This is a genomic window from Hyphomicrobium denitrificans ATCC 51888, assembly GCF_000143145.1.
In the GTDB taxonomy this organism is placed as follows: Bacteria; Pseudomonadota; Alphaproteobacteria; order Rhizobiales; family Hyphomicrobiaceae; genus Hyphomicrobium_B; species Hyphomicrobium_B denitrificans.
This window is the reverse complement of the sequence record NC_014313.1, coordinates 1,763,634-1,789,634: the sequence shown is the minus strand read 5'-3', so window position 1 is coordinate 1,789,634 and position 26,001 is coordinate 1,763,634. Positions and strand designations below refer to the sequence as shown.

The 26,001-nt window shown below is 60.1% G+C and carries 21 protein-coding genes, 1 tRNA gene and 1 pseudogene; 10 read left to right on the top strand and 13 right to left on the bottom strand.

Annotation, left to right across the window (positions count from 1 at the left end; genetic code table 11):
* Positions 1-19: 19 nt before the first annotated feature.
* The 4 genes from HDEN_RS08620 to HDEN_RS18345 form a co-directional block, all read right to left on the bottom strand.
* Entirely contained in the window at positions 20-979 is a 960-nt protein-coding gene (locus HDEN_RS08620; protein WP_245256763.1) for a FecCD family ABC transporter permease, read from the bottom strand.
* 56 nt (positions 980-1,035) lie between these two features.
* Positions 1,036-2,079, bottom strand: coding sequence for an LLM class flavin-dependent oxidoreductase (locus HDEN_RS08615; RefSeq protein ID WP_013215715.1), 1,044 nt, complete (start codon positions 2,077-2,079; stop codon positions 1,036-1,038).
* A gap of 49 nt (positions 2,080-2,128) precedes the next feature.
* Positions 2,129-3,172 carry an ABC transporter substrate-binding protein gene (locus HDEN_RS08610; RefSeq protein WP_013215714.1) on the bottom strand — a complete coding sequence of 348 codons (1,044 nt, stop codon included), beginning with the start codon at positions 3,170-3,172 and terminating at the stop codon, positions 2,129-2,131.
* Positions 3,173-3,258: 86 nt separating this feature from the next.
* A complete protein-coding gene (locus HDEN_RS18345) occupies positions 3,259-5,679 on the bottom strand; it encodes a TonB-dependent receptor (protein WP_013215713.1) in 2,421 nt (806 codons plus the stop codon).
* Positions 5,680-6,524: 845 nt separating this feature from the next.
* On the opposite strand from HDEN_RS18345, the gene HDEN_RS08600 reads away from it, so the two are divergent.
* Both HDEN_RS08600 and HDEN_RS08595 read left to right on the top strand, forming a co-directional pair.
* Complete coding sequence (locus HDEN_RS08600; RefSeq protein ID WP_013215712.1) at positions 6,525-7,220, top strand: VIT1/CCC1 transporter family protein; 696 nt, start codon at positions 6,525-6,527, stop codon at positions 7,218-7,220.
* A 309-nt stretch (positions 7,221-7,529) separates the two neighbouring features.
* A complete protein-coding gene (locus HDEN_RS08595; protein ID WP_013215711.1) occupies positions 7,530-8,252 on the top strand; it encodes an outer membrane protein in 723 nt (240 codons plus the stop codon).
* A 553-nt stretch (positions 8,253-8,805) separates the two neighbouring features.
* On the opposite strand, the pseudogene HDEN_RS08590 reads toward HDEN_RS08595, so the two are convergent.
* Positions 8,806-9,078 (bottom strand): annotated as a pseudogene (locus tag HDEN_RS08590) (efflux RND transporter permease subunit); the annotation flags it as partial.
* A gap of 288 nt (positions 9,079-9,366) precedes the next feature.
* Entirely contained in the window at positions 9,367-9,792 is a 426-nt protein-coding gene (locus HDEN_RS08580) for a MerR family transcriptional regulator (RefSeq protein ID WP_013215710.1), read from the bottom strand.
* A gap of 65 nt (positions 9,793-9,857) precedes the next feature.
* Here HDEN_RS08580 and HDEN_RS08575 point away from each other — a divergent pair, with 65 nt between their 5' ends.
* Positions 9,858-10,511 (top strand): cation efflux transmembrane domain-containing protein, encoded by a 654-nt coding sequence (locus tag HDEN_RS08575; protein WP_013215709.1) that lies wholly within the window; start codon positions 9,858-9,860, stop codon positions 10,509-10,511.
* Here the strand turns inward: HDEN_RS08575 and HDEN_RS18340 are convergent.
* Complete coding sequence (locus tag HDEN_RS18340; protein WP_013215708.1) at positions 10,508-10,888, bottom strand: hypothetical protein; 381 nt, start codon at positions 10,886-10,888, stop codon at positions 10,508-10,510. The genes HDEN_RS08575 and HDEN_RS18340 overlap by 4 nt on opposite strands.
* 177 nt (positions 10,889-11,065) lie before the next feature.
* On the opposite strand from HDEN_RS18340, the gene HDEN_RS08565 reads away from it, so the two are divergent.
* The 3 genes from HDEN_RS08565 to HDEN_RS08555 are packed head-to-tail and all read left to right on the top strand — an operon-like array spanning position 11,066 to position 16,085.
* Positions 11,066-11,461 carry a FixH family protein gene (locus HDEN_RS08565; RefSeq protein WP_013215707.1) on the top strand — a complete coding sequence of 132 codons (396 nt, stop codon included), beginning with the start codon at positions 11,066-11,068 and terminating at the stop codon, positions 11,459-11,461.
* The gene (locus HDEN_RS08560; protein WP_013215706.1) at positions 11,458-12,930 is read left to right on the top strand and encodes an efflux RND transporter periplasmic adaptor subunit; all 1,473 of its coding nucleotides are present in this window, start codon (positions 11,458-11,460) and stop codon (positions 12,928-12,930) included. The genes HDEN_RS08565 and HDEN_RS08560 overlap by 4 nt, the downstream gene beginning before the upstream one ends.
* The gene (locus tag HDEN_RS08555) at positions 12,927-16,085 is read left to right on the top strand and encodes an efflux RND transporter permease subunit (RefSeq protein ID WP_013215705.1); all 3,159 of its coding nucleotides are present in this window, start codon (positions 12,927-12,929) and stop codon (positions 16,083-16,085) included. The genes HDEN_RS08560 and HDEN_RS08555 overlap by 4 nt, the downstream gene beginning before the upstream one ends.
* 551 nt (positions 16,086-16,636) lie before the next feature.
* Here the strand turns inward: HDEN_RS08555 and HDEN_RS08550 are convergent.
* The 6 genes from HDEN_RS08550 to HDEN_RS08525 form a co-directional block, all read right to left on the bottom strand.
* A complete protein-coding gene (locus tag HDEN_RS08550) occupies positions 16,637-17,842 on the bottom strand; it encodes a phage/plasmid primase, P4 family (protein WP_013215704.1) in 1,206 nt (401 codons plus the stop codon).
* Positions 17,839-18,711, bottom strand: a complete 873-nt coding sequence (locus tag HDEN_RS17755) for a toprim domain-containing protein (protein WP_013215703.1) — start codon at positions 18,709-18,711, stop codon at positions 17,839-17,841. Before HDEN_RS17755 ends, HDEN_RS08550 begins: the two co-directional genes overlap by 4 nt.
* Positions 18,712-18,860: 149 nt before the next feature.
* Entirely contained in the window at positions 18,861-19,076 is a 216-nt protein-coding gene (locus HDEN_RS08540; RefSeq protein ID WP_049775264.1) for a helix-turn-helix domain-containing protein, read from the bottom strand.
* Between the two features lie 166 nt (positions 19,077-19,242).
* The gene (locus HDEN_RS08535; RefSeq protein ID WP_013215701.1) at positions 19,243-20,043 is read right to left on the bottom strand and encodes a hypothetical protein; all 801 of its coding nucleotides are present in this window, start codon (positions 20,041-20,043) and stop codon (positions 19,243-19,245) included.
* Complete coding sequence (locus HDEN_RS08530; RefSeq protein WP_013215700.1) at positions 20,030-21,286, bottom strand: tyrosine-type recombinase/integrase; 1,257 nt, start codon at positions 21,284-21,286, stop codon at positions 20,030-20,032. Before HDEN_RS08530 ends, HDEN_RS08535 begins: the two co-directional genes overlap by 14 nt.
* Before the next feature lie 147 nt (positions 21,287-21,433).
* Positions 21,434-21,523 (bottom strand) — tRNA-Ser (locus HDEN_RS08525).
* A 234-nt stretch (positions 21,524-21,757) separates the two neighbouring features.
* Here HDEN_RS08525 and HDEN_RS08520 point away from each other — a divergent pair.
* From HDEN_RS08520 to HDEN_RS08505, 4 genes are all read left to right on the top strand, one after another.
* The gene (locus HDEN_RS08520; protein ID WP_013215699.1) at positions 21,758-22,891 is read left to right on the top strand and encodes a septal ring lytic transglycosylase RlpA family protein; all 1,134 of its coding nucleotides are present in this window, start codon (positions 21,758-21,760) and stop codon (positions 22,889-22,891) included.
* 108 nt (positions 22,892-22,999) lie between these two features.
* Positions 23,000-24,193, top strand: coding sequence for a D-alanyl-D-alanine carboxypeptidase family protein (locus HDEN_RS08515; protein ID WP_013215698.1), 1,194 nt, complete (start codon positions 23,000-23,002; stop codon positions 24,191-24,193).
* Positions 24,194-24,222: 29 nt separating this feature from the next.
* Positions 24,223-24,852, top strand: coding sequence for a dTMP kinase (tmk, locus tag HDEN_RS08510; RefSeq protein ID WP_013215697.1), 630 nt, complete (start codon positions 24,223-24,225; stop codon positions 24,850-24,852).
* Positions 24,852-25,973, top strand: a complete 1,122-nt coding sequence (locus HDEN_RS08505) for a DNA polymerase III subunit delta' (RefSeq protein WP_013215696.1) — start codon at positions 24,852-24,854, stop codon at positions 25,971-25,973. Before tmk ends, HDEN_RS08505 begins: the two co-directional genes overlap by 1 nt.
* The last annotated feature ends 28 nt before the right edge of the window (positions 25,974-26,001 follow it).

Genomic DNA, 26,001 nt, shown 5'->3' with positions numbered 1-26,001 from the left:
AACGTCCCGTTCCGAACCGTTAGAGCCACGCCCGCCGCGTTCGGCCAAGCACCAGAATGAACGCCGGAATCCCGAGCAACTCCGTCACGATGCCGATCGGAATTTCCGCCGTGGTAATACCACGCGCGAGACAATCGGCGCACAGCAGGAACAACGCGCCCAGCAACGCCGAAAGCGGCAGCAACCGCGCATTGGAAGGCCCAAAGAGCAATCGCGCGAAATTCGGAATCATCAGTCCGATCCAACCGATGATGCCAGCAATCGAGACTGAGAGCGCCGAGATCAGCGTTGCCGCAATGATCACGCCATAACGCACGGCCTTGACGGGAACGCCGAGCGTGCGCGCCTCGTCGTCACCCATCGACAACGCGTCGAGCACCCGGCCGCACAACGTCAATCCGACGATACCCGCCAAAATCGGCACGGTCACAACGGAAATATGCTTCATCTCGATCGACTGCAAACTTCCCATCAGCCAATAAACGATCGCAGGCAGCTGATTGTAAGGGTCGGCGGTATATTTGACGATCGATAGCAGCGCGGTGAAAAGCGCTCCGCTGATGATCCCGCCGAGAATGAGCGTGACCATCGTTCCGGGGCCAAACAGATTGGCAATCAGAATGCCGAGCGCCACCGCCAGCAGTGCCATCGCAAACGCCAGCAACTGCACCACGATCCAGTGCCCGGAAATCAGCAGGCCGATCGCTGCACCAAAACCTGCGCCGCCAAGCACGCCGAGAATTCCGGGCGAGACGAGTGGATTGCGGAATATCGCTTGGAACGCCGTGCCGGAAATCGCAAGCGCCGCACCGATCAGCGCGGCGGCGAGAACACGCGGCAGACGAATATCGACAATGATGTTGTGAAGCAGCGCATAGCGTTCGGGCGCAAGCTCGCGCAATCCCAGGCTCGCTTGCACAAATTCGCTGATATCGCTCAGCGTGAGCGGATAGCGTCCGAGCGCCAGAGAAAACGCCATGGCGGCAAGCAGCACAACTCCCAAAGAAAATATTGGCGCGGCCGCGCCGCCGGGCTTCATGTCGTCAGCCGCGAAATGAGAGCTTGCTCGACGCGCGGCCGAACTTCGCGCCCGAGGAGCGTGAGCGAGCGATCCAAAAGATCAAACGGCAAAAACCCGAAGAATGCACTCAGAGCGTTGAGGTAGGTGATGCCGAGTTCGTCATGGAGTTCTAGAAAGCGTCGCGCGCAGGTCTCCGGACTCCCGGCGATCACCATCTCCCGGTAGAACACCTCGGGATCGAGGTCGCCTTCCGTCAAAATCCCCTTGCGATTGAAAAGACCGAAGCCCTTCAGCCTGCCCGCAAGTTTCAAAACCGTCGGCCATAGCTCTTCCCGCGCGCTTGCATCCGTCTCGCTGACGTAGACGAAACGCCCGAACGGCACGCGGGTGACATCGCCGCCCGCGTCCTTGAATGCCCGCATCATGCGCCGCTGGTTCGCCATGTTCGTAATACCATGACAGATGATCGCGTGCCCCTGACGCGCCGCCCACGCGGCCGTTTCCTCCGTATACGTTCCGATGAAAACGGGTGGATGCGGCTTCTGAACGGGCTTCGGTTCGATGGAATACGAATTCTCTCCGAAGGGCACTTTGCGATCCTGCCAAGCTTCGAACAAGAACTCCAGCCGCGACTGAAAACTGACATTCGCCGATTCCGGATCGACGCCATAAACCTCAAGGTAGCGCGGGTTGGCTCCGCGTGAAATTCCGAAGTCGACGCGCCCATCCGAAATGACGTCGAGCGTCGCGATTTCTTCCGCTAGCCGTACCGGATGATGCAGCGCCAGAAGCAACACCGAGAACCCTATTCGAAGGCGCCGCGTACGCGCCAGCATCGCCGAAGCGAGAACAAGCGGCGAAAGACAACGCCGTCCTTCGACTTCGACGATACTACCCTGAAAGTGCTCTTCATTTAGCCACAAGCCTTCGAATCCCAACGCCTCGGCCTGTTCCGCCAAGTCGAGCAGCCGCGACGACGAAACTGCCTCAAGTCCGCCCGCGCACCCCGATAGGCCGATGCGGAATGTTGGCGCTGCAGGCTTCATGTCTTGCCGCATCGTTCCCTCATTTTATTACAGCGGCGAAAGGATCGCTCGAAGGTGCAAATCATTTGGATGCCCCGGCGCGACCCGTCAAAATCGTCTCGGCATCATCACGACTGAGATCGACCTTGAAGAAGTTGGAATAGAAATTTCGAACTTCATCTTCGATCGCGACATCGGCAAAGAGATCGGGATGAAACAGCTTCGCCGCCCATAGCACCGTAAGCGGCTGCTCGACGGTTCGATTTCCCCAGACGTGCACTCCCATTGGAATGGCGAAAACGCGCTTGGTCTTGACGGCCGATACGTTGGCGAGCCGCGCATCACCGTAGACATTTGAGATATCGTTCTCGGTTGTGACGATGATCACCTCCGGGTCCCATGCGAGAATTTGTTCGATCGAAAAGTTGAACGCTTCTCCGATCCGTCCATCATCGGTGACGCTGCGCCCGCCCGCCTTGGCGATCCACCACTCGGCGATTTTATGCGGCTGTGTAAGACTTCTGTAATTGGCATAAAGCACTCGCGGACGCTGATCGTCCCGCAATCCGTCGGCGCGGCTGGCGACCCTCTTCATCGTTTGATCGAAATATTTGCTATAGGCGTCCGCCGCATCGTGCCTTCCAAACAGCTCGCCAAGCAGATGCATCACGGATTTGACGTCGTCGGGCTTTTGCCACGACAAGTACAGCGCCGGAACATGTGTGCGAGCGAGCTGATCGATCGTCGCGCGATCCATCGTCAGGACGACGTCCGGCGACGCCTCGATCACACCTTCGATGTTCGGACCCTGACCAGTCTGGATGACTGGACGGCTCGCCAGACCCGGTGCGACGACGTACTGAAACCGCCAGCGCGGGCCGCCGAGATTCGGCGGCAGGTTATTTGCGATCGATCCCGCTTCCCCGATCGCGAAAACGAAGCTGTTGAGAACAGGAACTGGCCCGATCGTTCCAACTCGCGTGATCTTGTCGGGCACCTCAACGGAGCGCCCGGCCATGTCCGTCACGAGTCGACCGGCGAACGACGGCACCGTGGTCGTGACTGCGAGAAGGATGGCAAGCCATAAAACTCGCAAATGGAGGACACCTGGGCATCGAAGGTGCATGAAGCGGTATCCAGCTATCGACGGAATTTGCCACCCGTCGTTCAAATGGAAAATGGGGACGCTGACAGCGTCCCCATTGGCGATCCTCAGAATTTGACCGCGACGGTCCCGATAAAGGTCCGGGGCGCACCGACGTAGTACTGCGCATCCGAACTGAGATCGGTGTCGCTCGGCGAAATTTGCGAAATGTATTCCTTATCGAACAGATTGACGACGCCGAACTTCAACGTAGCTTCCTCCAGGCCGAGCTTCTGCCTGATGTTGTAGGCGACCGTGAAATCGGCTACCGCATAACCCGAAACCTTATTCTTGTTCTGCGCATCGCCGTATCGATCACCAATGACGCGGACGACTGGAGTAAACGCAAAGTCGTACCAGGAATAGGTGACCCCAGCTTTGAACATCGCACGCGGCGTATTCGGAAGCTGATTGCCTTTCGTCTTGATCGGAGAGCCGCCGCTCAATGTCTGGGTATCGCCGTCGAAGGTTTCGGATGACACCGTCGCCGACGCGAACGCAAAGAGCTGATCGCCGAAATTGTACGAGGCTTGCAGTTCCGCCCCGTATTCGGTGGTCGACCCCGTGCCAACGTAATACGCGAGGTTATTGAGGGCCGGATCATTGATCTTGACCTGCTTGTGGTCGTGGAGCGCGTAAAAGACGCCCGGAACGATGGTCAGCCCGTGATTGTTGTAGCGAAGCTGAGCGGAGAATTGATCCGCGATCTCGGGCCGCACATTGTCGACGAGATCCTGCAGATCGATATTCGCATTCTGGAATGCGGTTCGATTGCTGATGTAGTTGCTTGCCTGCGGGCCCCAATCCGGACGTCCGAAGTTGCGGCCATATGAGAAATTGGCGCTCCAGCCGCCGCCAAAGTCGTTCGTGATGCCGAAGTTGGGCAGGAATTCATTGTAATCGCGCGCCGTCACAAACGCGTCGCTGTATTCCGAAAGGCCGGGATACGACAAAGCTTCATCGAGCGTTCCGTTAGGAACGCCTGCCGTCCGGTAATAACGCATCTCCGGCGCGCCGAGGCTCATGTAACGAACGCCGCCCGTCACGGATACGGTGCCGAACTCCTGCGTCAGTTGAACGTAGGGGCTGTTGACGACGAAGTTGTCGATTTTCGCGATCGTATTCCAGTTCGCGAAGGTCAGCGCGCCGGTATTTGAAATGCTGAACCGGCGCTGATCGGTCGGCGGCGGCGGCGGTGCAAGCGACTGCCACCAGTATCCCGCGACGACATCCGTGCCCGTCGCGAAGTGCCCGTCGTATTCCAGCACGCCGCCGAGATTGTCGTTCTGCTGTCGCCAGATCTGGAGCTGACCGTTGGCGCCCGATCCGACACCGGACCATTGCTCGCCATCGTTGTTCCAGTAGTAGGGCTTGAATACGATGTGCTGCCCTTCCGCGAGCCGATAGTCGACGCTGGCGAATACGGCGTAGTCCTCAGAACTTACGCGATTGAATTTGTAGTAGTTCGCTTTGTTCGCCGGATTGAAGGTCTTATCGTAATCAAGTCCGTAGTATTGGCTGAGGTTCTGCGTCTGCGCGTAGGTGAGCGCCTTGTAGGGATTGCCCTCGAACTTGCTGTAGACTGCGTTGATGTCGACCTTGAGATCTTTGGTGACTCTCTGGCTCAGTCCGACGGCGAAGTTATCGCGCGATTCATCACCCGATCCCGACCATTTGTCTGCGCTGGCGGTTGATCCGGAAATGAAAAGCTCCGTGCCCGTGCTGAGCAAGCCGGTATCGACGCGCGCAAATGTTTTGTTGAAGTTCCACGAGCCGAAGCTCTGCTCGGCAAAGACGGACGGTGTGCTCTGCGGCCCAAGAAGAACCTGATTGATTACGCCGGAAGCATTCGAAATTCCCAGGCTTCTATCGGCCGGAATAGGCCCTCTGTACACGTCGAGGCGCGAAACGTTCTGGAGGTCATAGAGGTCGTTGCCGCCGACGATTCCCATGATCGGGAGACCGTTGATGGTGCGTGAAAGATGAAAGTCACCCTTTCCCGCGATATTGATATTTCGCGTTGCACTGAGACCAAACGGGTCAGGACTTTCGACATTGACCGACGGTATGATGCTCGCAGCCTGATAGAAGCTCGTCTGCGCCGGACCGCCAAGAATATTGATCCCTTCCCGACTGACGCTGCTTGCGCGTCCGAGCGTCGGATCACTCACGATGACGCCACCGACGGTCTGCGCCGTTACGGATGGTGCTAGTATACCCTGGCTGTCGAGTTGCAGCCCGTGCACATTCCCAGCCAATAAATCGTCCTGGCCCGGTGATTGCTCCGGCACGTTAATGGGTGTCGATTTTGCTTTTTTAGATTCGCTGCTTTTCTTGACCTTACGCTTAGGCGCCTCGGTTTTCTTGTCCGAGAGCACCGTGACTGGCGGAAGAGTCTGTTCGGCGTCGCCGGTATTCGCCTCTTGAGCAAGTGCAGCGATCGGAACGAGCAACAGAGCACCACTGAGCGCGAGTTGTTTCTTTTTCATTGTGCTTCTTCCCAACGGGATGCGCGGTTTTACGCATGCCGCCCTGAAGGGCGGAGCGTTTTGATTTGAATGTGTTTGCTTCCGTGATCGGCTTCTTTCGGAAGCCGTTAGCGCCTTATGTCGCGCGGATCTGTGGAGGCGCGTTGGCTTTTGCTGGCGATGTCAAAGAAGCCGTCTCGTCTGGGGCAATGCCAGATGAGACGACGCGTCTGCCGCCGCCGTATACCGCAGATTGACGATGCGCAGCCGCATGAGCGGCGCGAAAAAACTCAGACACGACTTCCCCCAAAGTACCCGGCTCCCCCGAGCCGCAACGCACGATATATTTATACAGCTATATCGATGGCCACAAGTGTGAATTCTGTATGCGGCCATTCGTGTCGTCTATGACGAATAATCAAAGACAGTCGTGTTGCTTCAGTCTTGCATCTGATTGAAAAATATCGTGATCAGATGCTTGTTTTCATTCATCCGTACAGAGAGCGACGGGTCGAGCGTTATCGCCCGCTCTCAGGCTCTGAATAAAAAGGGCTCTCTCGCATTGGTTCAGTTGCCGCAGATCAATCCAAAAAAGCAGGGATGGACTGGCGACCGCAAAAACCATCGCTGATGAGGACGGTGATCGTGGGTGAAACGCATGAGCGACCCGCCGTCTAAAATCCTTTCCCCAACGCTGGGATAGGATTGAGGATTGACGTCAATGCAACATCATAAATGTGTGAAATACAGTGATAAAATGCGATTTTTGTAGGCAGACATTCACCAACATCAAGCAAATCTGTCTTTTGTCGCGACTATGACATAACAAAACTGAGCTTATGAGCTGTCTCGAGCCGGGGAATTCGATGCGCGCCACCCACAAAGAGAGCCATCTGATCGAGCGTATAGGTTGGCTTCGAGCCGCTGTGCTCGGAGCCAACGATGGTTTGATTTCAACGTCGAGCCTCATTGTGGGTGTGGCGGCCGCCACGACAGCACCGCATGAGGTTCTCGTTGCCGGCGTCGCCGGGCTCGTGGCTGGCGCAATGTCGATGGCGGCGGGAGAATATGTATCGGTCAGCTCGCAGGCCGATACGGAGGAAGCTGATATGGCGCGTGAGCGCCAAGAGTTAGCCGAGCAACCCGAAGCCGAGCTTGCGGAACTAGCCGCGATCTACGAGCAGCGTGGCGTTGACCCTGATCTGGCGCTGCAGGTCGCCAAGCAGATGATGGCAAAGGATGCTTTTGCGGCACACGCGCGCGACGAGCTGGGGCTGTCGGGCCATATGATGGCCAACCCTGTTCAAGCCGCCTTTACGTCAGCGGCAACTTTTGCCTCTGGCGCAGCGCTACCGCTGATCGTCGCGTTGCTTTCGCCCGCCGGAACGGTTGTCTGGAGCGTATCCATTGCCTGCTTGATCGGCCTCGCGACCCTCGGAGCCATCGGCGCGTGGGCGGGCGGAGCAAGCGTGCTCAAGCCTATGATCCGGGTTGTGTTCTGGGGAGCTGTCGCCTTGGCGTTCACGGCCGTAATTGGCGCTCTCATAGGCAAGGCCGTCTGAGATAAGGCTCAGGGGAGGACCACCCACAGGGAACTAGCTGACAGGCGGCTTGCCAGTGAGAAAAGCCGGCCGCCGGAGAGCCATCGTACGTTGCTTGCAGGCATCGGATACTATGGCACGCCGCCGAATACCGCGAAGGCTGGCGGAAGAGGTGTCTGCCAAGATTTCGATGTAAGGTATTGATTGGGGTTTGATTTTTCAAAACCATTCCTCTGGCGTCCCACAGATTATCCCACGCTGGTACGTGTCTGGCTTTTTCTCCTCGCCGCCGCATGCGACGGTCCGAAATGCTCGGGGAGGACGTATCATATGAAAAGCGCGGCGATCGTTTTGGGAGCCATTCTGATTGTTAGCGGAGCCGAGAATGGCAAAGCGGATGACTGGTCAGCGATATCGATAGGCGCCTATACGCAACTAGGCCATTTCAACAGCTCTGTTGAAAGTGCGACGTTCAACGATTGGTCAGTCGATCAGGTTCGATCGACAGACAGCAGCAGCACCAATTGGAATGGAGGATTAACGGTCGCTGCAAACTGGCGCCTGCAGAATGCTGTCATCGGGGTGGCAGTTGACTACGACCCGTTTGGATCTACGCAAGGCCTTGGATGTCTTTATTATTGGTCGGACGGCGGTCAAAGCAATGTCTTCGTTTCGGATGTTCAGAGCGGTCGGTGCACCCGCGATGTTGCATGGTCGGCGAGTTTCGTAGGAAAAATCGGTTGGCTAGTATCGCCCACCACTTGGGTATACGGATTGGGCGGCTGGACAGTTTCTCGGGTCGAACAGAACTTCGAGAAATCTTTCAACCTTGAACAGGTCCACGCGACGCTGGACGGAGCGACGTTTGGGGGAGGTATCGAATATCGCCTCACGGAAAACTGGCACGTAAATGTCGAACTTCGATACACGAAGTTGAATACCGTCGAGAAGAAAACGTTCTCCGAAGAGATTGATGCGCCGCAGTTTACGAAATTCGGAGGCGATTTGGAGACAGTGCGTCTGGGGCTATCCTATGTGCTGCCAATTCGATGAGAGCTATTCAACGGGGCGACCCAGATTGCTCCATCGTGGAATCGGAGCAATCCACGAGATAACGGAGGGATAAAACGCAATATTTACGGTGCGTTATCGGTATTTCTTGGACTTGAGCGGATGTCTTCGGATTGGTGCGGATTAGAGCTTCTGGCGGAAGGGGTGTCCGCCAAGAGTGCCTGATATTAAATAGTTTTATGGACGAATTGCTGAGGAGTCCACAAACCGGTCCACAATTCGCGCCGCAATGGGTGCGCGGTTAGAGCACACTCGTGCTCCGAGCCAGGATCGATGCACGCGGGTGCGTTCGCGCCGTGTGTGCTTGGCGTGGCGCCCTGCGTTTTACCTGCGATGGCCGATTGCGAGTGTCTCTGCATTGACGGTCGTAGCCAGCCGATCTGCGATAACCCGTCCGATCAACCTCGCGCATGCGCGCCGGCTGCGTGCTCCTCGCCAAACTCCAACCCGGCTCAAAAATCCGACCAGACACCACCGACGGCAAGTCAAAGGAAATTGACTGGGCTCGAACGACCCCGAGTCAGTGTCGCAACGTGATCGGCCACACCGACACGGCGAGGATTGCCATGGCCAGCACGATGGTCAGCGTCTTGGCCTTGAGCACGCCCTTGATGACCGGCCGGTAGATGGCGATGAGCAAGCGGTTCAGCGGATTCTTCGCCTCGGGGATGATGCGCCCCCGCACCAAGATGATCATCAGCGCTGGTACCAGTGTCACCGACAGGATGGCGGCGGCCGCCATGGCGAAGGTCTTGGTGAAGGCGAGTGGTCCGAACAGCCGCCCTTCCTTCGATTCCAACGTGAAGATCAGCGGAGGGACATCGGTCGGGTGTGGTTTGGATGACGTGTATACATGGTCACTCGAACTCTCGGACTATCCGCCAAGCATCAATCGCAAATTCGGCGCAATCGGATAATGGAAACCTGTGGCTGCAAACAGTGCGATAATTGGTGGACCCAGCCGAAAGGTATCAGAGGGGCTCGTTCCAGCGTGATCGTTTGATCTCCAGAGCATTCGGAAGTTCGATCTACAAAGTCCGCGGAGACCCCGAAGCAAACCAAGGTCCGCAATCGATTCTTCATTTTAACAGAGATTCTAGTGTTCTATGTGCAGACAATGCTCGTGGTGCGAGAGAGTGTCGATGATGCGGCACTTGGCGATGCGCCCCTTGGCGCAGGCCTTGATCATGTGTTCGACCTCAATCTTGAGAGCGGTGAGGCGCTCGATGCGGCTGGTGATGGTGCGGAGGTGCTCGCGTGCGAGCGCATCCACCTTGGCACAGGATAGCTGCGGCCGTTCGGCCAGGTCCAGCAGTTCGCGGATCGCCTCGACCTCGAATCCGAGCTCGCGCGCATGGCGGATGAAGCGCAGACGATCCACCGCTTTGGCGCCATAAAGCCGCCGGTTGCCCTCGCTGCGCGGGGGCGCGGGTAGCAGCCCGATCCCCTCGTAATACCGGATGGTCGGCACCTTCACCCCGGTTTTGCGGGACAAATTGCCAATGGCCATAAGGTCGCTCATAAAGCTCTTGCTCCTCTAGTCGCTAGAGATCGTACGCTTTGGGCCACCGAAACGAAAGGGCGCCCATGACCGACTCCTGCCGATCCTCCGCTTGCGCCTGCCACGGCAATCCGCGCTTCGATGGCATGGATCCGCGCTACAAGCGCGTGCTGTGGACCGTGATTGCCACCAACGGCATCATGTTCCTTATCGAGATGGCGGCGGGACAGATGGCAGGCTCGCAAGCGCTGCAGGCGGACGCGCTGGACTTCCTCGGCGACACGCTCACCTACGGCATCAGCCTCGCGGTGATCGGCAAATCCTTGCAGGTGCGCTCCAGCGCCGCTCTGCTCAAGGGCATGAGCCTTTTGCTGATGGGGTTGTGGGTTTTTGGCAGCACGCTCTACCACGTGCTTGTTCTCGGCCTGCCGCGCGCCGAGATCATGGGCGGCATCGCCGTGCTGGCACTTGCCACCAATCTCGCCAGCGTCCTCCTGCTGCTGCGCTACAAGGACGGCGACGCCAATGTCCGTTCCGTGTGGTTGTGCTCGCGGAACGACGCCATCGGCAACGTCGCGGTGATGATCGCCGCGCTCGGTGTGTGGGGCAGCGCCAGTGCGTGGCCCGACCTGATGGTGGCTGGCATCATGGCCTGCGTCTTCCTGACGTCATCCACGCAGATCTTGCGGCAGGCGTGGCAGGAGCGACGGGAAGCCGCGCTCGCCGCACATCATGTCTAAATCGTCATGAGGCGGATTCCGCTGGGTGGATTGCCGACCACGCCGAGCTGTGCCAATTTGAGTCCTGTGAGAAACAAGCTCTTCCAGCGCTGGTTTGCGACGCTCGGCATGATCGCCATGCTCGGGGCGCTCATATCCATGCCTCTCGCCGCGACCTCTGCCTTGGCTATGGCCGGCACGCACACGGCGGTTTCCCACGATATGTCGATGGCGGACACCAAGGGCGAAATGTCCTGCCAGAAGCCGATGAAGTCGTCCCCGGACTGCCCGCAGAAAGTTTGCCCGGAGATGGGCAGCTGCCTTGTCAAATGCTTCCAGCCCTTGCTGGCGCCGATTTCCGAAGCGCGGCTGTCCTGTGACGTGATTGCGGAGCGCATGGTAGCCCTGCCTGCCGCTGTCACCACCGGCTCTTTGGTCCCTCCACTCCTCCGACCTCCCAGCGTCTGAACCGTGCCCTCCGGGCGTCCACGCGGTCGCGGCATTGCCGTGGCCTGCAGCGCGTCGGCCAATGGTGGCCCCGCGCGGAAGGTTCATGACAATAGGAGATACCCAACATGCAACGATCCTCGTTGCGCGCGGCCGCCATCGGCGTCGCGCTGCTAATAAGCATGGCCGGCACGGCATTTGCCAACACCGAGGACTACGAGTTCCAGCTTCTCGACAAGGACGTGAAGGCTGGGGCCGCGGTCATTTCGGTGAAGCTGGTCCACAAGCCCTCCGGGCGCGCCATCGCCGATGCGGTGATCTTTGCCAAGCGCATCGACATGGGGCCGGAAGGGATGGAGACGATGACCGCGCCGATCGAGGCCGTCTCATCCACCCAACTTGGTGTCTACACGTTCAAGACCTACCTCGGCATGGTCGGGCAATGGGCCCTTTCCCTCGGCGCCAAAGTGCAGGGCGAGACCGGCACGGTCGAGAGCAAGCTCATCGTCAAGGCCGAGCAATGAGCGTGACCAAGGGGTTGGTTTCCGCCGCAGCGATTATCGCTGCGGCGGGAGCCGGCTTGTGGGCCTGCCAGACCGGCCTCATCAAGCTCCCGCTGTCGCCCGCAGCGGCTATGACCGAAACGCATGCCGCCGCCAGCGGGCCCGTCGTCTATTACCGCGACCCGAACGGCAAACCGTTCTATTCGCTGGCGCCGCGCAACACGGATGATGGCAAGGCCTACGTCGCCGTCCAGGCTAGCGAAGACGTATCCTTCGAGCCCAGGCCGAAGACCGAAGCCGTTGCGCGGGCGGCCTCCTCGCCCGGCGACAAGAGGATCAAATTCTACCGCAACCCAATGGGCCTGCCGGATACGTCCCCGGTGCCGAAGAAAGACTCGATGGGGATGGACTACATCCCTGTCTATGAGGGCGACGACAGCGATGACGGCTCCATCAGGGTGTCGCCGGGCAAGATCCAGCGCACCGGCGTCGAGACCGTGGAAGTCGGCCGCCACCCCATCATCCGCACCATCCAGGCGCCAGGCGCGGTCGCCATCGACGAACGCCGCGTTGCTGTGGTGGCGCCAAAGTTCGATGGCTACGTGGTCAAGGTCGGCGACATCACCACCGGCACGCATGTGCGAAAGGGCGACGTGCTGGCCACGGTGTTCGGCCAAGCCATCCTTGACCAAGCCGCTCGCCTGCTCATCGAGCAGAATTCCGGCTTCACGCGCAGCGACGACACTTTCACCCCGCCCAGCCTCAAGGGCCCCGGCGGTGTGGTCGGCGCCAGCCGCCGGCTGCAGAACCTCGGCGTCACGCAAGAATTCATCGACCAAGTCAAGCGCGACCGACAGGTGCCCGACATCTTCACCATCCGCGCCCCCATCAGCGGCGACGTACTGGAACGCAACTGGAGCGACGGCCAGGGATTCAAGCAAGGCGACGTGGGCTTCCGCATCGCCGACCATTCTGTGGTGTGGATGATGGCGGACGCGGCCGAGGGCGACATCGCCCTGATCAAGCCAGGACAGCGCGTGAAGGTCACGATGCGCGCGTACCCCGGCCGGGTCTTTGAAGGCAAGGTCGGTGTGGTCTACCCGCACCTGATTAAGGAGACCCGCACCGCGCAAGTCCGCATCGAGATGGCCAACGCGGACATGGCGCTGCTGCCGGACATGTACGGCAACGTCGAGATCGCCACCGGCGGCAACGCCGACGCCCTGGCCGTCCCCGCCAGCGCTGTGATCGACAGCGGCAATCGGCAAGTCGCGCTGCTCGACCTTGGAAACGGCCGCTACCAGCCCCGCGAAGTGAAGCTCGGTCGCACCGGCGACGGCTTCCGCGAGGTGCTCAGTGGCCTCTCCGAAGGTGACAAGGTCGTGGTCAACGGCAACTTCCTCATCGACGCCGAAAGCAACCTGCAATCGGCGCTGAAGGGCTTCGACGCCTCGGCCACCACGCCGTCCAGCACGGAGGCCAGCCAATGATCGCGCGCCTCATCGCCTGGTCGGCGAAAAACCTGATGCTGGTGCTCATCGCCACCGCCTTCGTGGTGGTGGCTGGCGTGTGGGCGGTGCGGACCTTGCCGCTAGACGCCATCCCCGACCTCTCGGACACGCAGGTCATTGTGTACACCGAGTTCCCCGGACAATCACCGCAGGTGGTGGAGGACCAGGTCACTTATCCGCTGACCACCGCGATGCTGACCGTGCCGCGCTCCAAGGTGGTGCGCGGGTTCTCGTTCTTCGGCGTGTCGTTCGTCTACATCATCTTCGAGGACGGCACCGACATCTATTGGGCGCGCTCGCGCGTGCTGGAGTATCTCAGCGCCGCCGCCAAGCGCCTGCCTATCGGCGTGACACCAACACTGGGCCCCGATGCCAGCGGCGTGGGCTGGGTCTACCAATACGTTTTGCAGTCGCCGAACAAATCCCTCGCCGATCTGCGCTCGATGCAGGATTGGGACGTGCGCTTTGGCTTGTCGAAGGCCGAAGGCGTGGCCGAAGTCGCCAGCGTCGGCGGCTTCGTCAAGCAGTACAACGTCGTCGTCGACCCCAGCCGCCTGCGCGCGCTGGATGTTCCACTCTCCAAGATCCGCGACGTCATCCGCGGCAACAACATGGACGTCGGCGGGCGGACCCTGGAGTTGTCCGAGCACGAGTTCATGGTGCGCGGCCGCGGCTATCTCAGGAGCATCAACGACCTCAACAACATCGTGGTCAAGGCCGATGGCGGCACGCCGGTGCTGCTCAAGGACGTGGCTCACGTCGAGATCGCCGGCGACGAACGGCGCGGCATTGCCGAGCTCAATGGTGATGGCGAGGTTGCCAGCGGCATCGCCTTGCAGCGCTCCGGCGCCAATGCGCTGACCGTCATCGACAACGTCAAGGACCGGCTGAAGGAGATCATGCCGTCGCTCCCCGCCGGGACCTCGGTGGTGCCGGTCTACGACCGTTCCGAACTGATCCACCGTGCCATCGAAACCTTGAAGCACACGCTGGTCGAGGAAAGCCTCGTCGTGGCAGCGGTGTGCATCATCTTTCTACTGCACGTCAGGAGCGCGCTGGTCGCCATCCTGATGCTGCCGGTCGGCATCCTGATCGCCTTCACCGCTATGCGCGCGCTCGGCATCGGCTCCAACATCATGAGCCTCGGCGGTATCGCCATCGCCATCGGCGCAATGATCGACGCGGCCATCGTGATGATCGAGAACGCCCACAAACACCTGGAGCGGGCGCCAAAGGACAAACCGCGCATCCAGATTCTCATCGGCGCAGCGGCGGAGGTCGGCCCCGCGCTATTCCTGTCGCTGCTGATCATCACCGTGTCGTTCCTGCCGATCTTCACGCTGGAATCGCAGGAAGGGCGGCTGTTCGGGCCGCTGGCCTTCACCAAGACCTTCGCCATGGCCGCGGCCGCGCTGCTTTCGGTGACGCTGGTGCCGGCGCTGATGGTGATTTTTGTGCGCGGACACATCATCCCCGAGGAGAGGAATCCCATCAACCGCGCGCTGATCGCCATCTACCGCCCGGTGATTAAAGCCGTGCTCAAGGCGAAGACGCTAACCATTGGGCTCGCCGTCATCATCCTCGCCGTTTCCATATGGCCGGTGACCAAGGTCGGCAGCGAGTTCATGCCGAACCTCAACGAAGGCACGCTGCTCTACATGCCCACGACCTTGCCGGGGCTTTCCATCACCAAGTCGGCGGAGCTGTTGCAGACGCAGGACCGCATCATCAAGTCGTTTCCTGAGGTGGCCTCGGTCTACGGCAAATCGGGGCGGGCGCAGACAGCCACCGACCCCGCGCCGACGGAGATGTTCGAGACCATCATCAATCTCAAGCCGAAGGAGGAATGGCGCCCCGGCGTCACCACCGACAGCCTGGTGGCGGAGATGGACAAGGCGCTGCAGTTCCCCGGCGTCTCCAACGCCTGGACCATGCCGATCAAGGCCCGCATCGACATGCTCTCCACCGGCATCCGCACGCCGGTCGGCGTGAAGGTGATCGGTACCGACCTCACGGCCATGGACCAGGTCGCCCGCCAGGTCGAAACCGTCCTCAAAACCGTCCCAGGCACCTCCAGCGCCTATGCTGAGCGCGTGATGGGCGGCTATTACCTCGAAATCCTGCCCAACCGCGAGCAACTCGCGCGCTACGGCCTGATGATCTCGGACCTGCAGGACGTGATCTCGATGGCGCTTGGTGCGGAGCCCCTCACCACCACCGTCGAGGGCCGCGAACGGTATACGGTCGCCCTGCGCTACCCGCGCGACCTGCGCTCGGACCCGCAGGCCATCGCCAAGGACGTGGTGGTCTCATTGCCCGGTGGTGGCACCGTGCCGTTGGGCGAAGTGGCGGACATCAAGCTCACCCAGGGCCCGACCACCATCCGCACCGAGAACGCCAAGCTTGCGACCTACGTCTACGTCGACATCCGCGGCCGCGACCTCGGCGGCTACGTGGAAGCCGCGCGCAAGGCGGTGAATGAGCAGGTGAAGCTGCCGCCCGGCACCTATCTCGTGTGGAGCGGTCAGTTCGAATACCTCGAACGCGCCGAGGCCCGCATGCAGCTGGTGGTTCCGGTGACGCTGATGATCATCTTCCTGCTGCTGTTCCTCAACTTCCGGCGGCTCACAGAGACCCTCATCGTGATGCTGTCGCTGCCGTTCGCGTTAGTCGGCGGCTTCTGGCTGATGTGGTGGCTCGGCTACAATATGTCCGTTGCCGTGGCGGTGGGCTTCATCGCGCTGGCGGGCGTCGCCGCCGAGACCGGCGTGGTGATGCTGATTTACCTCGACCACGCCTCGCGCGAGGTGCAGGCCGAGTGCATCCTTGAAGGGCGGCCCTATACGCGCGCCGATTTGTACCACGCCATCATGGTAGGCGCGGTGGAGCGCGTGCGGCCGAAGATGATGACGGTGGTGGCGATCATGGCGGGCTTGCTGCCCATCATGTGGAGCACCGGCACCGGCTCGGAGGTCATGCAGCGCATTGCGGTGCCGATGATCGGCGGGATGGTCTCTTCCACGCTGCTGACGCTGATCGTCATCCCGGCGATCTACGGGCTGGTGAAGGGCTGGCGCTTGCCGCTGAAGGCTTCGCTGCGGACACGCCGCCTCAACATTGAGGAGGCGGGGTAATGATGGGCAATGGCATGGGCGGCATGATGTGGGGCATGGACATTCTCGGCCTGCTCCTACTTGCCGCGCTGGTGCTCGGCATCGCGGCGCTGCTCAAATACCTCTTTGCGCGGAAGTGAAGTTCGCATGGGAAAGACTGCACGCTGATTGTTCTGTTGTTGGCGCTGGCCTCGGCCGTTGCGCCGACGGCTTCGGCGATCTCTCCAGCGAGCAAGCCCGACGGTCCCTCCCTCACCAGAAGACGGAAGATCGCGAGGCGCTGCTCATGGGCGAGCGCGGATAGTCAGATAACGGCTTCGGCTTTTTGCATAAACAAATAATGCAATAATAATTGAAATGTTCAATAAGCAAAACCCGCCTGACATTTGGGGGACCAATGGAGTTCGATGTTCTTGTCGCACTTGCGCTTCTCGCGCTCGTCATCGGCGTTTCCACTCTATTCAAGGGCATTCGCAAGCTCTGCGAAGCAGAATGTCTGGCCATGAAGGTGCGGCGTGAGCTCGCAGATTGCGAACAGGCGCGCCGCGAGCTTCAGGAGTTTACCATGCTGTTCAACTACGGCGTTGCCATTCGAGGCAACCTTCGATCATCCACTTCAGTATCCCTGGCCATTCTGATTGCAACTTGGTGGTCAAATCCGGGTCTCGTTCAGCCGGAGGTATCGTTACCGCAAACGGCACGAGGTGGAACCGACGCCTGATCGCCTCGTCGACAGTGCGCAATCCAGGCTTATGATTGCCCGCGATGACAAGCTTGAACTGAGGGTCGAATTGGAAATAGTCCTGCCGCATGAAGCGCGCAGAGATCTTGTCACCTCCCGTGAGCGTTTTGATGCGAGCCTCGGCCCATCGGCGCCCTTCTTCGGTTTCCACCGCTGTTACAAGACGCGCGCCTCTTAAGGCTGCAAGTTCAGTCTCATGGCGCTGATGAATGGATGCCGTGAACGTTTCGATCGGCGCTTGCTGGTGGTAGTCGCCAAGGATGTCGCTAATTGTTTTGAGCAACACCGATTTGCCGTTCGCACCCGTGCCGTAAAAGAAAAGCAGAGCATGTTCCTGCACGGAACCGGTCAAGGCGTAACCAAATGCGCGCTGTAGAAATTTCTGTAACTCCTTATCGCCGCCCGTAATGCGATTGAGAAAGTCGCGGAAAATCGGGCATGAGCCGCCCGGTGCGACGGTCGTTAAGCGTGTGTTGTAATCTGATGGCAAGCTTGGCTTGAGTATGCCAGTACGTAGATCAACAAGGCCAGCCGGCGTGTTCAGCGCCCAAGCATCCGCATCCCATTGATCCGACGTTGCGGCTAGTCGGCGATCAGCCTTGGCGAGGCGCTCGACTGCTGCGACGGTCTTGGCGCTTGCGATCGTAGTAGATAGTCGCTCGGTCTTACACCGGGCCGCAGCGTCGCGACAAACGTGACGCACGAGGTCGAACGCCATGAGTGTATCGTCAGCCCTCCACTGCGTTCCACTCCATAGGAGCCACTTACCCCAAATTGCAACGTAGCGCAGGTCGTCTCGGTGATAGTGAGCGAAGTCAAGCGCGAGCGCTTCGTCGGAAAATCCGCTCGGTCGGTCGACGTCAAGTTGGCTGACAGCGGAATTCTCCCGAGGTCTGATAACTGCAACCTTATCCGCGAGAGTATTCTCTGGCGGTCGTTCGCTCTTCGATATGCGAGGAGCAGCGTCTGCTTCGTGCAGCAGATTTGTGCCACGCAATTTCGCATCCAGGGGATCTTTTGCAGCGACCCCCTTCATGGATTGCTCCCCGGCGCGACGACGGCACACTCGCGCCCGGCTGCGGCCCATCGCGAAGCGCATTTGTTCGCTGCTGCGGATCCGACAGGGTCCGTGTCAGAGAAAATCGTTATTGATGATATGTCTCTAAGTACTGGAAAACGGGCTATGGCACCGGCACTGGTCGCTGCCCAAATCGGGTTCCATCCAGAGTCGAGAATGGCGAGCGCGTCTTCGACCCCTTCGCAAATTCCTATGGCTTCTACAACTTCGTAATCCGGCGAAATGCGTATAACGCCCTGCTTACCAAGCATCTTGCGCTCGATCTTGTGAGCATCGCGATCGAGAAACGTCCGGTGAATACCGCAGGGTTCAACGGTCACCGGATCGGTCATGAGCGCAACCATCGCATGCGCATCGGGGGCCCATCCGAGGACGTGATCGAGGTCAATCGCGACGCTGACGTCGAGCCCACGCGAGAGAAGGTAGCGCTGGGCGGGTGAACCGCGGTAGCTGCGCCGTTTCTGCCATCGTGCTACGGCGAATGCTTGCCGCCGTTCAGCGTCGTCAGAAGCGTTGTGCGGCGCGTGCGCGGGTTTCGGAAGTGGCTTGTGTACCGGCGCCAGGCCTCCAAGGAAGGCGCGGGCGATATCGAGCGCACGGTGAAAATTGACGCCATGCACCCGCATGATCAGTGCGATCAAGTCACCGCCTTCACCGCTTTCGTGATCGAACCAAGCGCCGCGCTTTGGTCCCTCGCGCACAATCGCAAGCGAGCCATGTCGCCCGTAACGGATTTCGTTGCGGGACAGAGATGATGGCTTGCCGAGCAGTGCCCACGTTACATTATCGACGTCCGTCGCGAGCAGGCTCGCGAGTTCATGTGCCATGGCCGAATCCCCAGTTCGGACGAGATGGCGCCCGCGATACGCTTGCGGAAAACGCGCGAATAACTTACATTCGCGCCATCGATTGCTGGTTTTTCGGCCGCTTCGGGGTGCAACCCGGGCGGCCAAATTGTTTGTCGCGAATTATTCGGTTAGCCCGCTCCCACAAGGGGAAGGTGCGCGATAAATTTTTCGAGTGCATCGGCTGGAATGATCGTCCGGCGTCCCAGCTTGCGGGCAACAAGGCGCCCGCTCTTGATCGCCTCGTAGATCAAATCCCGGCCAACGCCGGTCATGACGACCGTTTCATCGATCGTGAAGGCAGCGCGTCGGACCGGCGAATTCGTCGCCATCGTTTCGAAACGCACGGCAGTTTCAAGGGGTGTCGATTTTGGTGCAGCAGCACAGGGCGTTGCAGCGCGTTGGCGGCCTGCTGGTCGGCGTTTTAATGGCTTCATAGAATCTCTCCGTCGCTTTACGTCGGAGAGCGTGTCGCAGACGGCGGTTTGGTTCTACGACAGCTAAGAGAATATTTTAGGCTGTCTTATTCTCCAGTACGGAGTGTGACACCTTCTTCCAGACTGGCCAAGTGATGCCCTCCACCGCCGACTGTCTGATTTTGTCCAGCCGACTCAACCCCTTCAAACTCGTGGCGTCAGACACAAACGGCGGACACGCATGTAAAGGAAGATAGCTTGCAAGCTCCCTGAGCAAGGTAACCAAAGTTCCTGAACCGGAGTTTTTATCAACTGTTACAGTGCCCCCGTAACAGCGAGCCCATCGCGCGACTTGGTAAGCGAAGTGTTCAAATGCCCATAGATCCCGTCCGCGCTCAACTTTCGGAAGAACTCGAAGACTATCCGTGTTGTTCGGATTAATCGGCAGTTTTTGCTGCTCCTTACACGCGGTTAGCTCTATACCCATGGAGGCGATGTTATCGATGCCTTTCGCCAACCGTGGAAAATACTCGATGGCGCGAGCGATTGCGGTTCGGCTGAAGTCACGGGAATCGGTGGGACCATCGAGCCCCGTTATCAGCGAGATAGCCATCGTCAATTGAGCATGTTCACTTAGACGCTCTAATGAGGCGAGTAACGATCTGGCCGCCTCCTGCACTTTGGTGAGTTCGACAAAAGCCGTTTTAAGATCGGCTTTTCTTCTTTCTGCTGGCAATGTCCAAGTTGCGAACAAGTGAAAGTTGGACACCTCAAGATATACGTCAAAAAAGAACTGCCTCTCGGCTGCTTTCGGAAGACACAGGATCTGAGAGAAATCGTTAGCAAGTTCCTCTGAATATCTCGTGGGAAAATCGGTGCGATGCTTATCTGCTTGCATGCGCTCTGTCCTTCGTCGCCGACTCGATTTCCGGAAACGCGATCACATTCAAACTGGAGAGGCAGTAGCGTTCCCAAGCGTTCATCAGCTTGCGACGCTTTTCGAACAGATCACCGCGCCGATACGCACTCTCGACCTGATTGGCTACCGTGTGCGCGAGCGCCATTTCAACAACGTGATTTGGAAAGCTTGTTGTTTCGGCTGCCCAATCTCGGAATGTCGATCTGAAGCCATGGACAGTGATTTCGTCCCGATCCATGCGCCGCAGCAACATGAGAAGGGACATGTCGCTAAGGTGGCGTCCGGATTTCAAACCGGGAAATACGAACTCGTTGAGTTGCACCGTTTGGAGTTCTTTCAGGATATCGACGGCGCGTGTGCAAAGCGGCACGCGATGTTCCTTGCCCGCTTTCATACGTTCGGGGGGTACAACCCAGAGCTTCTGTTTCCAGTCGACTTCTGCCCATCGCATTCCGATCGTCTCGCAGGTCCGCGCTGCGTTCAGGATCGTGAATTCGAGCGCACGCGGCGAAACACCCTCCAACGCGCGCAACCGTGCCATGAAGACTGGCAGGTCGGAAAATGACAGCGCTGGGTGATGCATGACGCGTGCGACCTTCGACGTCTTTGGCAGGAGGTTGGAAAGGTGCCCGCGCCAACGGGCTGGGTTCTCCCCTGAACGCGCGCCCCGCGCCTTTGCGGCATCCAGAATTGTTTCGATACGGCCGCGGAGGCGAGACGCCGTCTCCGGTGTCTTCGTCCAGATCGGCTTCAAAACTTCAAGCACGTCATCGGTCGTAATGGTCGAAACCGGCCGGTGGCCGAGCTTCGGGTAGACGTGCGTCTTTAGACTGTTGCGCCACTGTTGCCGATGCTTGGCGTTCTTCCACCCAGCCTCCCGCGCATCGACAACGCTCTCTGCGAACTCCTTGAATGGGACACTTCTGGCTGTAGCGGCACGTGCGGCAGCGACTGCCTGCTTGCGCGCCTCGATTGGGTCAACGCCGTTTTGAAGCAGCTGTCGCGCCTGTCCAGCGAGCCCGCGCGCAGCTGCCAACTTGACGGTGTTTGCTGAACCGAGCCCGAGGTAACGAGGCTTTCCATCACGCATGAAGCGAAACACCCACGACCTGGCGCCGGTGGGACTCACCTTTAGATAGAGACCGGTACCGTCGGCGTGCAGGCCGGGTTTCGAAATATTGGTGACGGAGACTGCGGTCAGTCGATGCGTAGTTTTCGGCATGTCCGGTCCACAAACTGGTCCACAAAATTTGAGGCGATGCTAAGCGACGCCCGCCGACGCACATAGATGCCAGCCCAACTTATTCAAGGGAATTCAATGAGAAAAATCGCATCGAGCGACGCTGGCCGACACCGGCCCATCGGCTTCTGGCGGAAGGGGTGGGATTCGAACCCACGGTGGACTTGCGCCCACGGCGGTTTTCAAGACCGCTGCCTTAAACCACTCGGCCACCCTTCCAAAGCGTCGCTACAACGCAATGCCGAACGCGGACCTACCGCGTGCCGCGTTCCGGAGCGTCCCTCCTATCCGTTTCGGTTTCCGTCCTCAAGCGGCGTGACGCCCCACGGGCGCTTAACCTGATCCTAAGCCGCATTTGTCATCTTTCCGGCAAGCTTCGGCCAACCTCGCGTGCTTTCCTGAGCATCGAGGGTGCGCTGGGCGGGCGTAGCGTATCGAGTTGAGTATGCGTAAATGAGCAGGGGCCTCTCAGGCCGGCTGGCCGTACGCGCCATGCTGGTGACGACCGCGGCGGCGATCGTATCCGCCTGTTCGAGCAACCCGCCCGTCCGCACGGTCGGCGGAGTTTCGCGCTCGGTCTTTTCCGAAGACGACTACGGCGTCAGCTCGAGCCCTCGCGTGACCGCCAGCCGCAACGTCCCGAAAGGCGGCGGCAGATACAAGCTTGGCTCGCCCTACAAGGTCGCTGGCCGCTGGTACGTGCCGCACGAAAATCCCAATTACGTCGAGAGCGGCGTCGCTTCGTGGTACGGCGACGACTTTCACGGCCGCAAGACGGCGAACGGCGAAGTCTTCGATGCCCACGCCTTGACCGCCGCGCATCCGACGATGCCGCTGCCGAGCTATGCGCTCGTGACCAATCTGGACAATGGCAAACGCGTGCTCGTCCGCGTCAACGACCGCGGGCCCTATGTGAAAGACCGCATCATCGATCTGTCCTATGCCTCGGCAAAGGAATTGGGCTACCTCAATCACGGCCGCGCCCGCGTCAAGGTGCAGTATGCCGGACGCGCGCCGCTGAACGGCAACGACAGCCGTGAGCGCCAGTATCTCGCCGAGCAGCAGTCGGGACGCGGGAATTCTTTCCCGCCCGTCGCGCAGGCATCGAACCGCTATGACGCGCCTCCGTCATACAGAAACGCGCCACCGCAGTACGAGAACGCTCGTCCAGCTTATGCCTCCGCCTCGCCGCCTGCACCCGCGCAATGGTCGCCGATTGGCTACAGAAACGGGCTGACGGGGAAGCCGTCGCCGCCGGCACGACGCGACTACGCGAACCGACCGCTTGAAACAGCGAGTTTCGAAGATCAGCGCATGTCGCTGACGGCACCGCCGGCCGCCGTTCGGCCGTTCGCGCCGGCACGGACGTACGTGCAAGTCGGACTTTTCAGCGAGCGTTCGAACGCGGAACGTCTGCGCCGTGAGCTTGGGACGCTGGGGCCGATCGAAGTCGCGCCCGTGCAAACCGCTGATGGAATGCAGGTCTATCGCGTGCGCATGGGACCGTTCTCGCCGGACGCTGCGGGTCGGACGCAAAATCAGATTGCGGCCTACGGTGTCACGAACAGCGCAATCGTCACGGATTAGTGGGCGGAGCGGCCGCTGGCGTTGACCAGGACGCCCCCGGATTGGATACTGAAGCTCGTCGCAAAATGCTGCTTGAAGAAGAGCAGTCGAAAGCGAGTTTGCAGACCGATGTTGATCCAAGCCTGCGCCCGGGTTCTTGTCTCGGCGCTCATCGCGATCTCTGTCTTGACGGCGGTAGGTCCAGAAGCGAATCCGGCGCTCGCCGCCGAGGCTGCTTTCACGTCGAAAGCTCCGCGCGCCATTCTGATCGATGCAGCGACTGGCGCGACGCTGTTTCAGCAGCACGCCGATGAGCCCGCGCCGCCCGCCAGCATGAGCAAGCTGATGACGCTTGCCGTGCTGTTCCGCGCGATGAAGGAAGGGCGCATTCAGAAGACCGACGAGTTCACGATGAGCGTCAACGCCTGGCGGAACGGCGGCGCGCCGTCCGGAACCTCGGCGATGATGGTTCCGGTCAATACCAAGGTCACGGTCGACGAACTCATTCAGGGCATCGTCATACAGTCGGGCAACGACGCGGCCATGTGCGTCGCCGAAGGCATGGCAGGCTCGATACCCGCGTTTGCGCGCATGATGAACGACGAAGCGAAACGCATCGGCCTGACGAAATCGACATTCACGAACGCCAGCGGCCTGCCCGATCCGCAGCAGGTGATGAGCGCGCGCGATCTCGCTGTCCTGGCGCGCTACATCATCGATGAGTATCCGGACTACTATCCGGTCTTCGCGCAGAAGGAATTCCTCTACCGCAAGCACCGCTTCATCAATCGCAATCCGCTGCTGTTTCAGAACATCGGCGCCGACGGATTGAAGACGGGACACACAGCGGCCGCGGGCTTCGGCCTCGTCGGATCGGCGGTGCAGGATGGCAAGCGCCTGATCGTCGTCGTCAGCGGTTTGGAAAAAGCGGACCAGCGCAAGGAGGAAGCCGTCAAGCTTCTGAACTGGGGTTTCAATTCGTTCAACACCGTGCGGCTCTACGATGCGAATGAAGTCATCGGTCAGGCGCGTGTCTGGGGCGGCAAGGTCTGGTATGTGCCGCTCGCGGCCAATGCCGATGTGACATTCACCGTGCCGAAATTCCCCGCCAATCAGAAGATCTCGGCCGAGATCGTCTATAAGGCGCCGCTGAAACCGCCGGTGAAGAAGGGCGATCAGGTCGCGACGCTGAAACTGTCGAGTTCGACGAGCGCGTCAAACGAACTGCCGCTCTATGCCACGGAGGACGTCCAAAAAGGCGGCATCGTGCGCGAAGGTCTCGATTCCCTCGTTCTGATGGCATTGCGCCGTTTGGCGTTCTAGAGTACGCGCGAGGCAGTGAGGCGAGGCCCATGAAGCGCGGAAAATTCATCACGTTCGAAGGCGGCGAGGGCGTCGGCAAATCCACCCAGGCAAAGCGCCTGGCGGAACGCCTTGAGCGTGCAGGCGTGCCGGTCATCATAACGCGTGAGCCGGGCGGCACGCCGGTCGGCGAGGATGTGCGCGACCTCATCATGAAGGATCGCCCGACCGATCCCATGACCGAGCTTCTGCTGTTCGCGGCAGCACGCGCCGAGCATGTGACGTCTGTGATCCGTCCCGCGCTCGACGATGGCACGTGGGTCATTTCCGATCGCTTCATCGATTCAACACGAGTCTATCAAGGCAAGCGCTACGGTCTCGAGCCCGAGCTGATTTCACTTCTCGAGCGCTATACGGTCTCGCCCGATTTCCCCGATCTGACCCTGATCCTCGATCTGCCGGCGACCGAGGGCGTCGAGCGCGCGCAGAACCGCGGCACGCTTTCGCGCTACGACGCCGAGCGCATCGAAACGCACGAAGTCCTGCGCAAGGGCTTTCTCGAAATCGCGACCAGCGAACCGAAGCGCTGCGTGCTGATTGACGCGAGCCTGCCGGTTTCGAGCGTCGAGACCGCCGTCTGGCAAGCCGTATCGGCGCATCTGCTCGTCGAGGCGCGCTGATGGCGCGCGCGGCATTGATCGCCGACGCCGAACCACTGCCAGAGGCCGACCGGCTCGACGATTTTCCGCATCCGCGCGAGACGCTTTCGCTCATCGGTCACGACGCGGCGCTGTCGATGCTGACCGACACGCTCGCAGGCGGGCGCATGCACCACGCCTGGCTGCTCGCAGGGCCTAAGGGCATCGGCAAGGCGACGCTCGCGTATCAGTTCGCGAAGATCGCGTTGGCGCGACCCGAGGAACGCGATCTCTTCGGACAGGGCATGAGCATCGAGCCCAATTCGCCGACCGACCGGCAGATCCGCGCACTGTCGCATCCGGGCCTGCTCGTCATCCGCCGCACCTACGATCCGAAGACAAAGCGGTTCTCGCAAACGATCCCTGTCGATGAGGTGCGCCGCCTCAAAACCTTCCTCGCCTTGAGCGCGGAATCGCAAGGCTGGCGCGTCGTCATCGTCGACAGCGCCGACGACATGAACGCGAACGCCGCCAACGCGCTGCTGAAGTCGCTCGAAGAGCCGCCGCCGCGCACGATCTTTCTCGTCGTCACGTCGGCGCCGGGACGGCTGCTGCCGACGATACGGTCGAGATGCCGGATCGCGGTCTTGTCACCGCTCTCGGAAGCCGATCTGAAGCGCGGCGCGGCGCAGGCTCTGACGAGCGCCGGGAAGCCCGTCCCCGAGGCCCATGATTGGGAGCCGCTGCTTCCGCTGGCCCAAGGCAGTGTCGGCCGCGCCCTGACGCTGCTCGGTGGCGGCGGATTGGCGCTCCAAGCCCGCATCGACGCCATCCTGAACGGCCTGCCGAAGCTCGACGCCAAAGCCGTGCACGCCCTCGGCGACGACCTGCAGGCAGCCGCCCAGGAGCGCAAATTCGAGCTATTCTTCGAGCTTTACCAGGCAACCATCGCCCGGCTCATCTCCGTCCAGGCGACAGGGAAGGGCCCGGAGCGCGACATCGCTCTCGCAGGCCGGTTGATCGGACCCGCACGCCTTGCCACATTCGCCGAGCTATGGGAAACAACGGCCCGCGACAAGGCGGATACGTCTGCCCTGAACCTTGACCGCAAATCGCTCATTCTCGGAAGTTTCGCGCGTCTTGAGGCCGCGAGCCGCGGCTGAGCGGAAGCCTTTGCCGCGCCCAAAGACG

What these genes read in the sequence shown, in the direction of transcription:
- HDEN_RS08550 (WP_013215704.1), bottom strand. Translation starts at nt 17,842, where the DNA reads ATGAAGGGGGTCGCTGCAAAAGATCCCCTGGATGCGAAATTGCGTGGC.
- tmk (WP_013215697.1), top strand. Translation starts at nt 24,223, where the DNA reads ATGAAGCGCGGAAAATTCATCACGTTCGAAGGCGGCGAGGGCGTCGGC.
- HDEN_RS08505 (WP_013215696.1), top strand. Translation starts at nt 24,852, where the DNA reads ATGGCGCGCGCGGCATTGATCGCCGACGCCGAACCACTGCCAGAGGCC.
- HDEN_RS08610 (WP_013215714.1), bottom strand. Translation starts at nt 3,172, where the DNA reads ATGCACCTTCGATGCCCAGGTGTCCTCCATTTGCGAGTTTTATGGCTT.
- HDEN_RS08600 (WP_013215712.1), top strand. Translation starts at nt 6,525, where the DNA reads ATGCGCGCCACCCACAAAGAGAGCCATCTGATCGAGCGTATAGGTTGG.
- HDEN_RS08620 (WP_245256763.1), bottom strand. Translation starts at nt 979, where the DNA reads ATGGCGTTTTCTCTGGCGCTCGGACGCTATCCGCTCACGCTGAGCGAT.
- HDEN_RS08560 (WP_013215706.1), top strand. Translation starts at nt 11,458, where the DNA reads ATGAGCGTGACCAAGGGGTTGGTTTCCGCCGCAGCGATTATCGCTGCG.
- HDEN_RS18345 (WP_013215713.1), bottom strand. Translation starts at nt 5,679, where the DNA reads ATGAAAAAGAAACAACTCGCGCTCAGTGGTGCTCTGTTGCTCGTTCCG.
- HDEN_RS08515 (WP_013215698.1), top strand. Translation starts at nt 23,000, where the DNA reads ATGTTGATCCAAGCCTGCGCCCGGGTTCTTGTCTCGGCGCTCATCGCG.
- HDEN_RS17755 (WP_013215703.1), bottom strand. Translation starts at nt 18,711, where the DNA reads ATGGCACATGAACTCGCGAGCCTGCTCGCGACGGACGTCGATAATGTA.
- HDEN_RS08530 (WP_013215700.1), bottom strand. Translation starts at nt 21,286, where the DNA reads ATGCCGAAAACTACGCATCGACTGACCGCAGTCTCCGTCACCAATATT.
- HDEN_RS08575 (WP_013215709.1), top strand. Translation starts at nt 9,858, where the DNA reads ATGACCGACTCCTGCCGATCCTCCGCTTGCGCCTGCCACGGCAATCCG.
- HDEN_RS08565 (WP_013215707.1), top strand. Translation starts at nt 11,066, where the DNA reads ATGCAACGATCCTCGTTGCGCGCGGCCGCCATCGGCGTCGCGCTGCTA.
- HDEN_RS18340 (WP_013215708.1), bottom strand. Translation starts at nt 10,888, where the DNA reads ATGCGCTCCGCAATCACGTCACAGGACAGCCGCGCTTCGGAAATCGGC.
- HDEN_RS08535 (WP_013215701.1), bottom strand. Translation starts at nt 20,043, where the DNA reads ATGCAAGCAGATAAGCATCGCACCGATTTTCCCACGAGATATTCAGAG.
- HDEN_RS08555 (WP_013215705.1), top strand. Translation starts at nt 12,927, where the DNA reads ATGATCGCGCGCCTCATCGCCTGGTCGGCGAAAAACCTGATGCTGGTG.
- HDEN_RS08615 (WP_013215715.1), bottom strand. Translation starts at nt 2,079, where the DNA reads ATGCGGCAAGACATGAAGCCTGCAGCGCCAACATTCCGCATCGGCCTA.
- HDEN_RS08520 (WP_013215699.1), top strand. Translation starts at nt 21,758, where the DNA reads ATGAGCAGGGGCCTCTCAGGCCGGCTGGCCGTACGCGCCATGCTGGTG.
- HDEN_RS08595 (WP_013215711.1), top strand. Translation starts at nt 7,530, where the DNA reads ATGAAAAGCGCGGCGATCGTTTTGGGAGCCATTCTGATTGTTAGCGGA.
- HDEN_RS08580 (WP_013215710.1), bottom strand. Translation starts at nt 9,792, where the DNA reads ATGAGCGACCTTATGGCCATTGGCAATTTGTCCCGCAAAACCGGGGTG.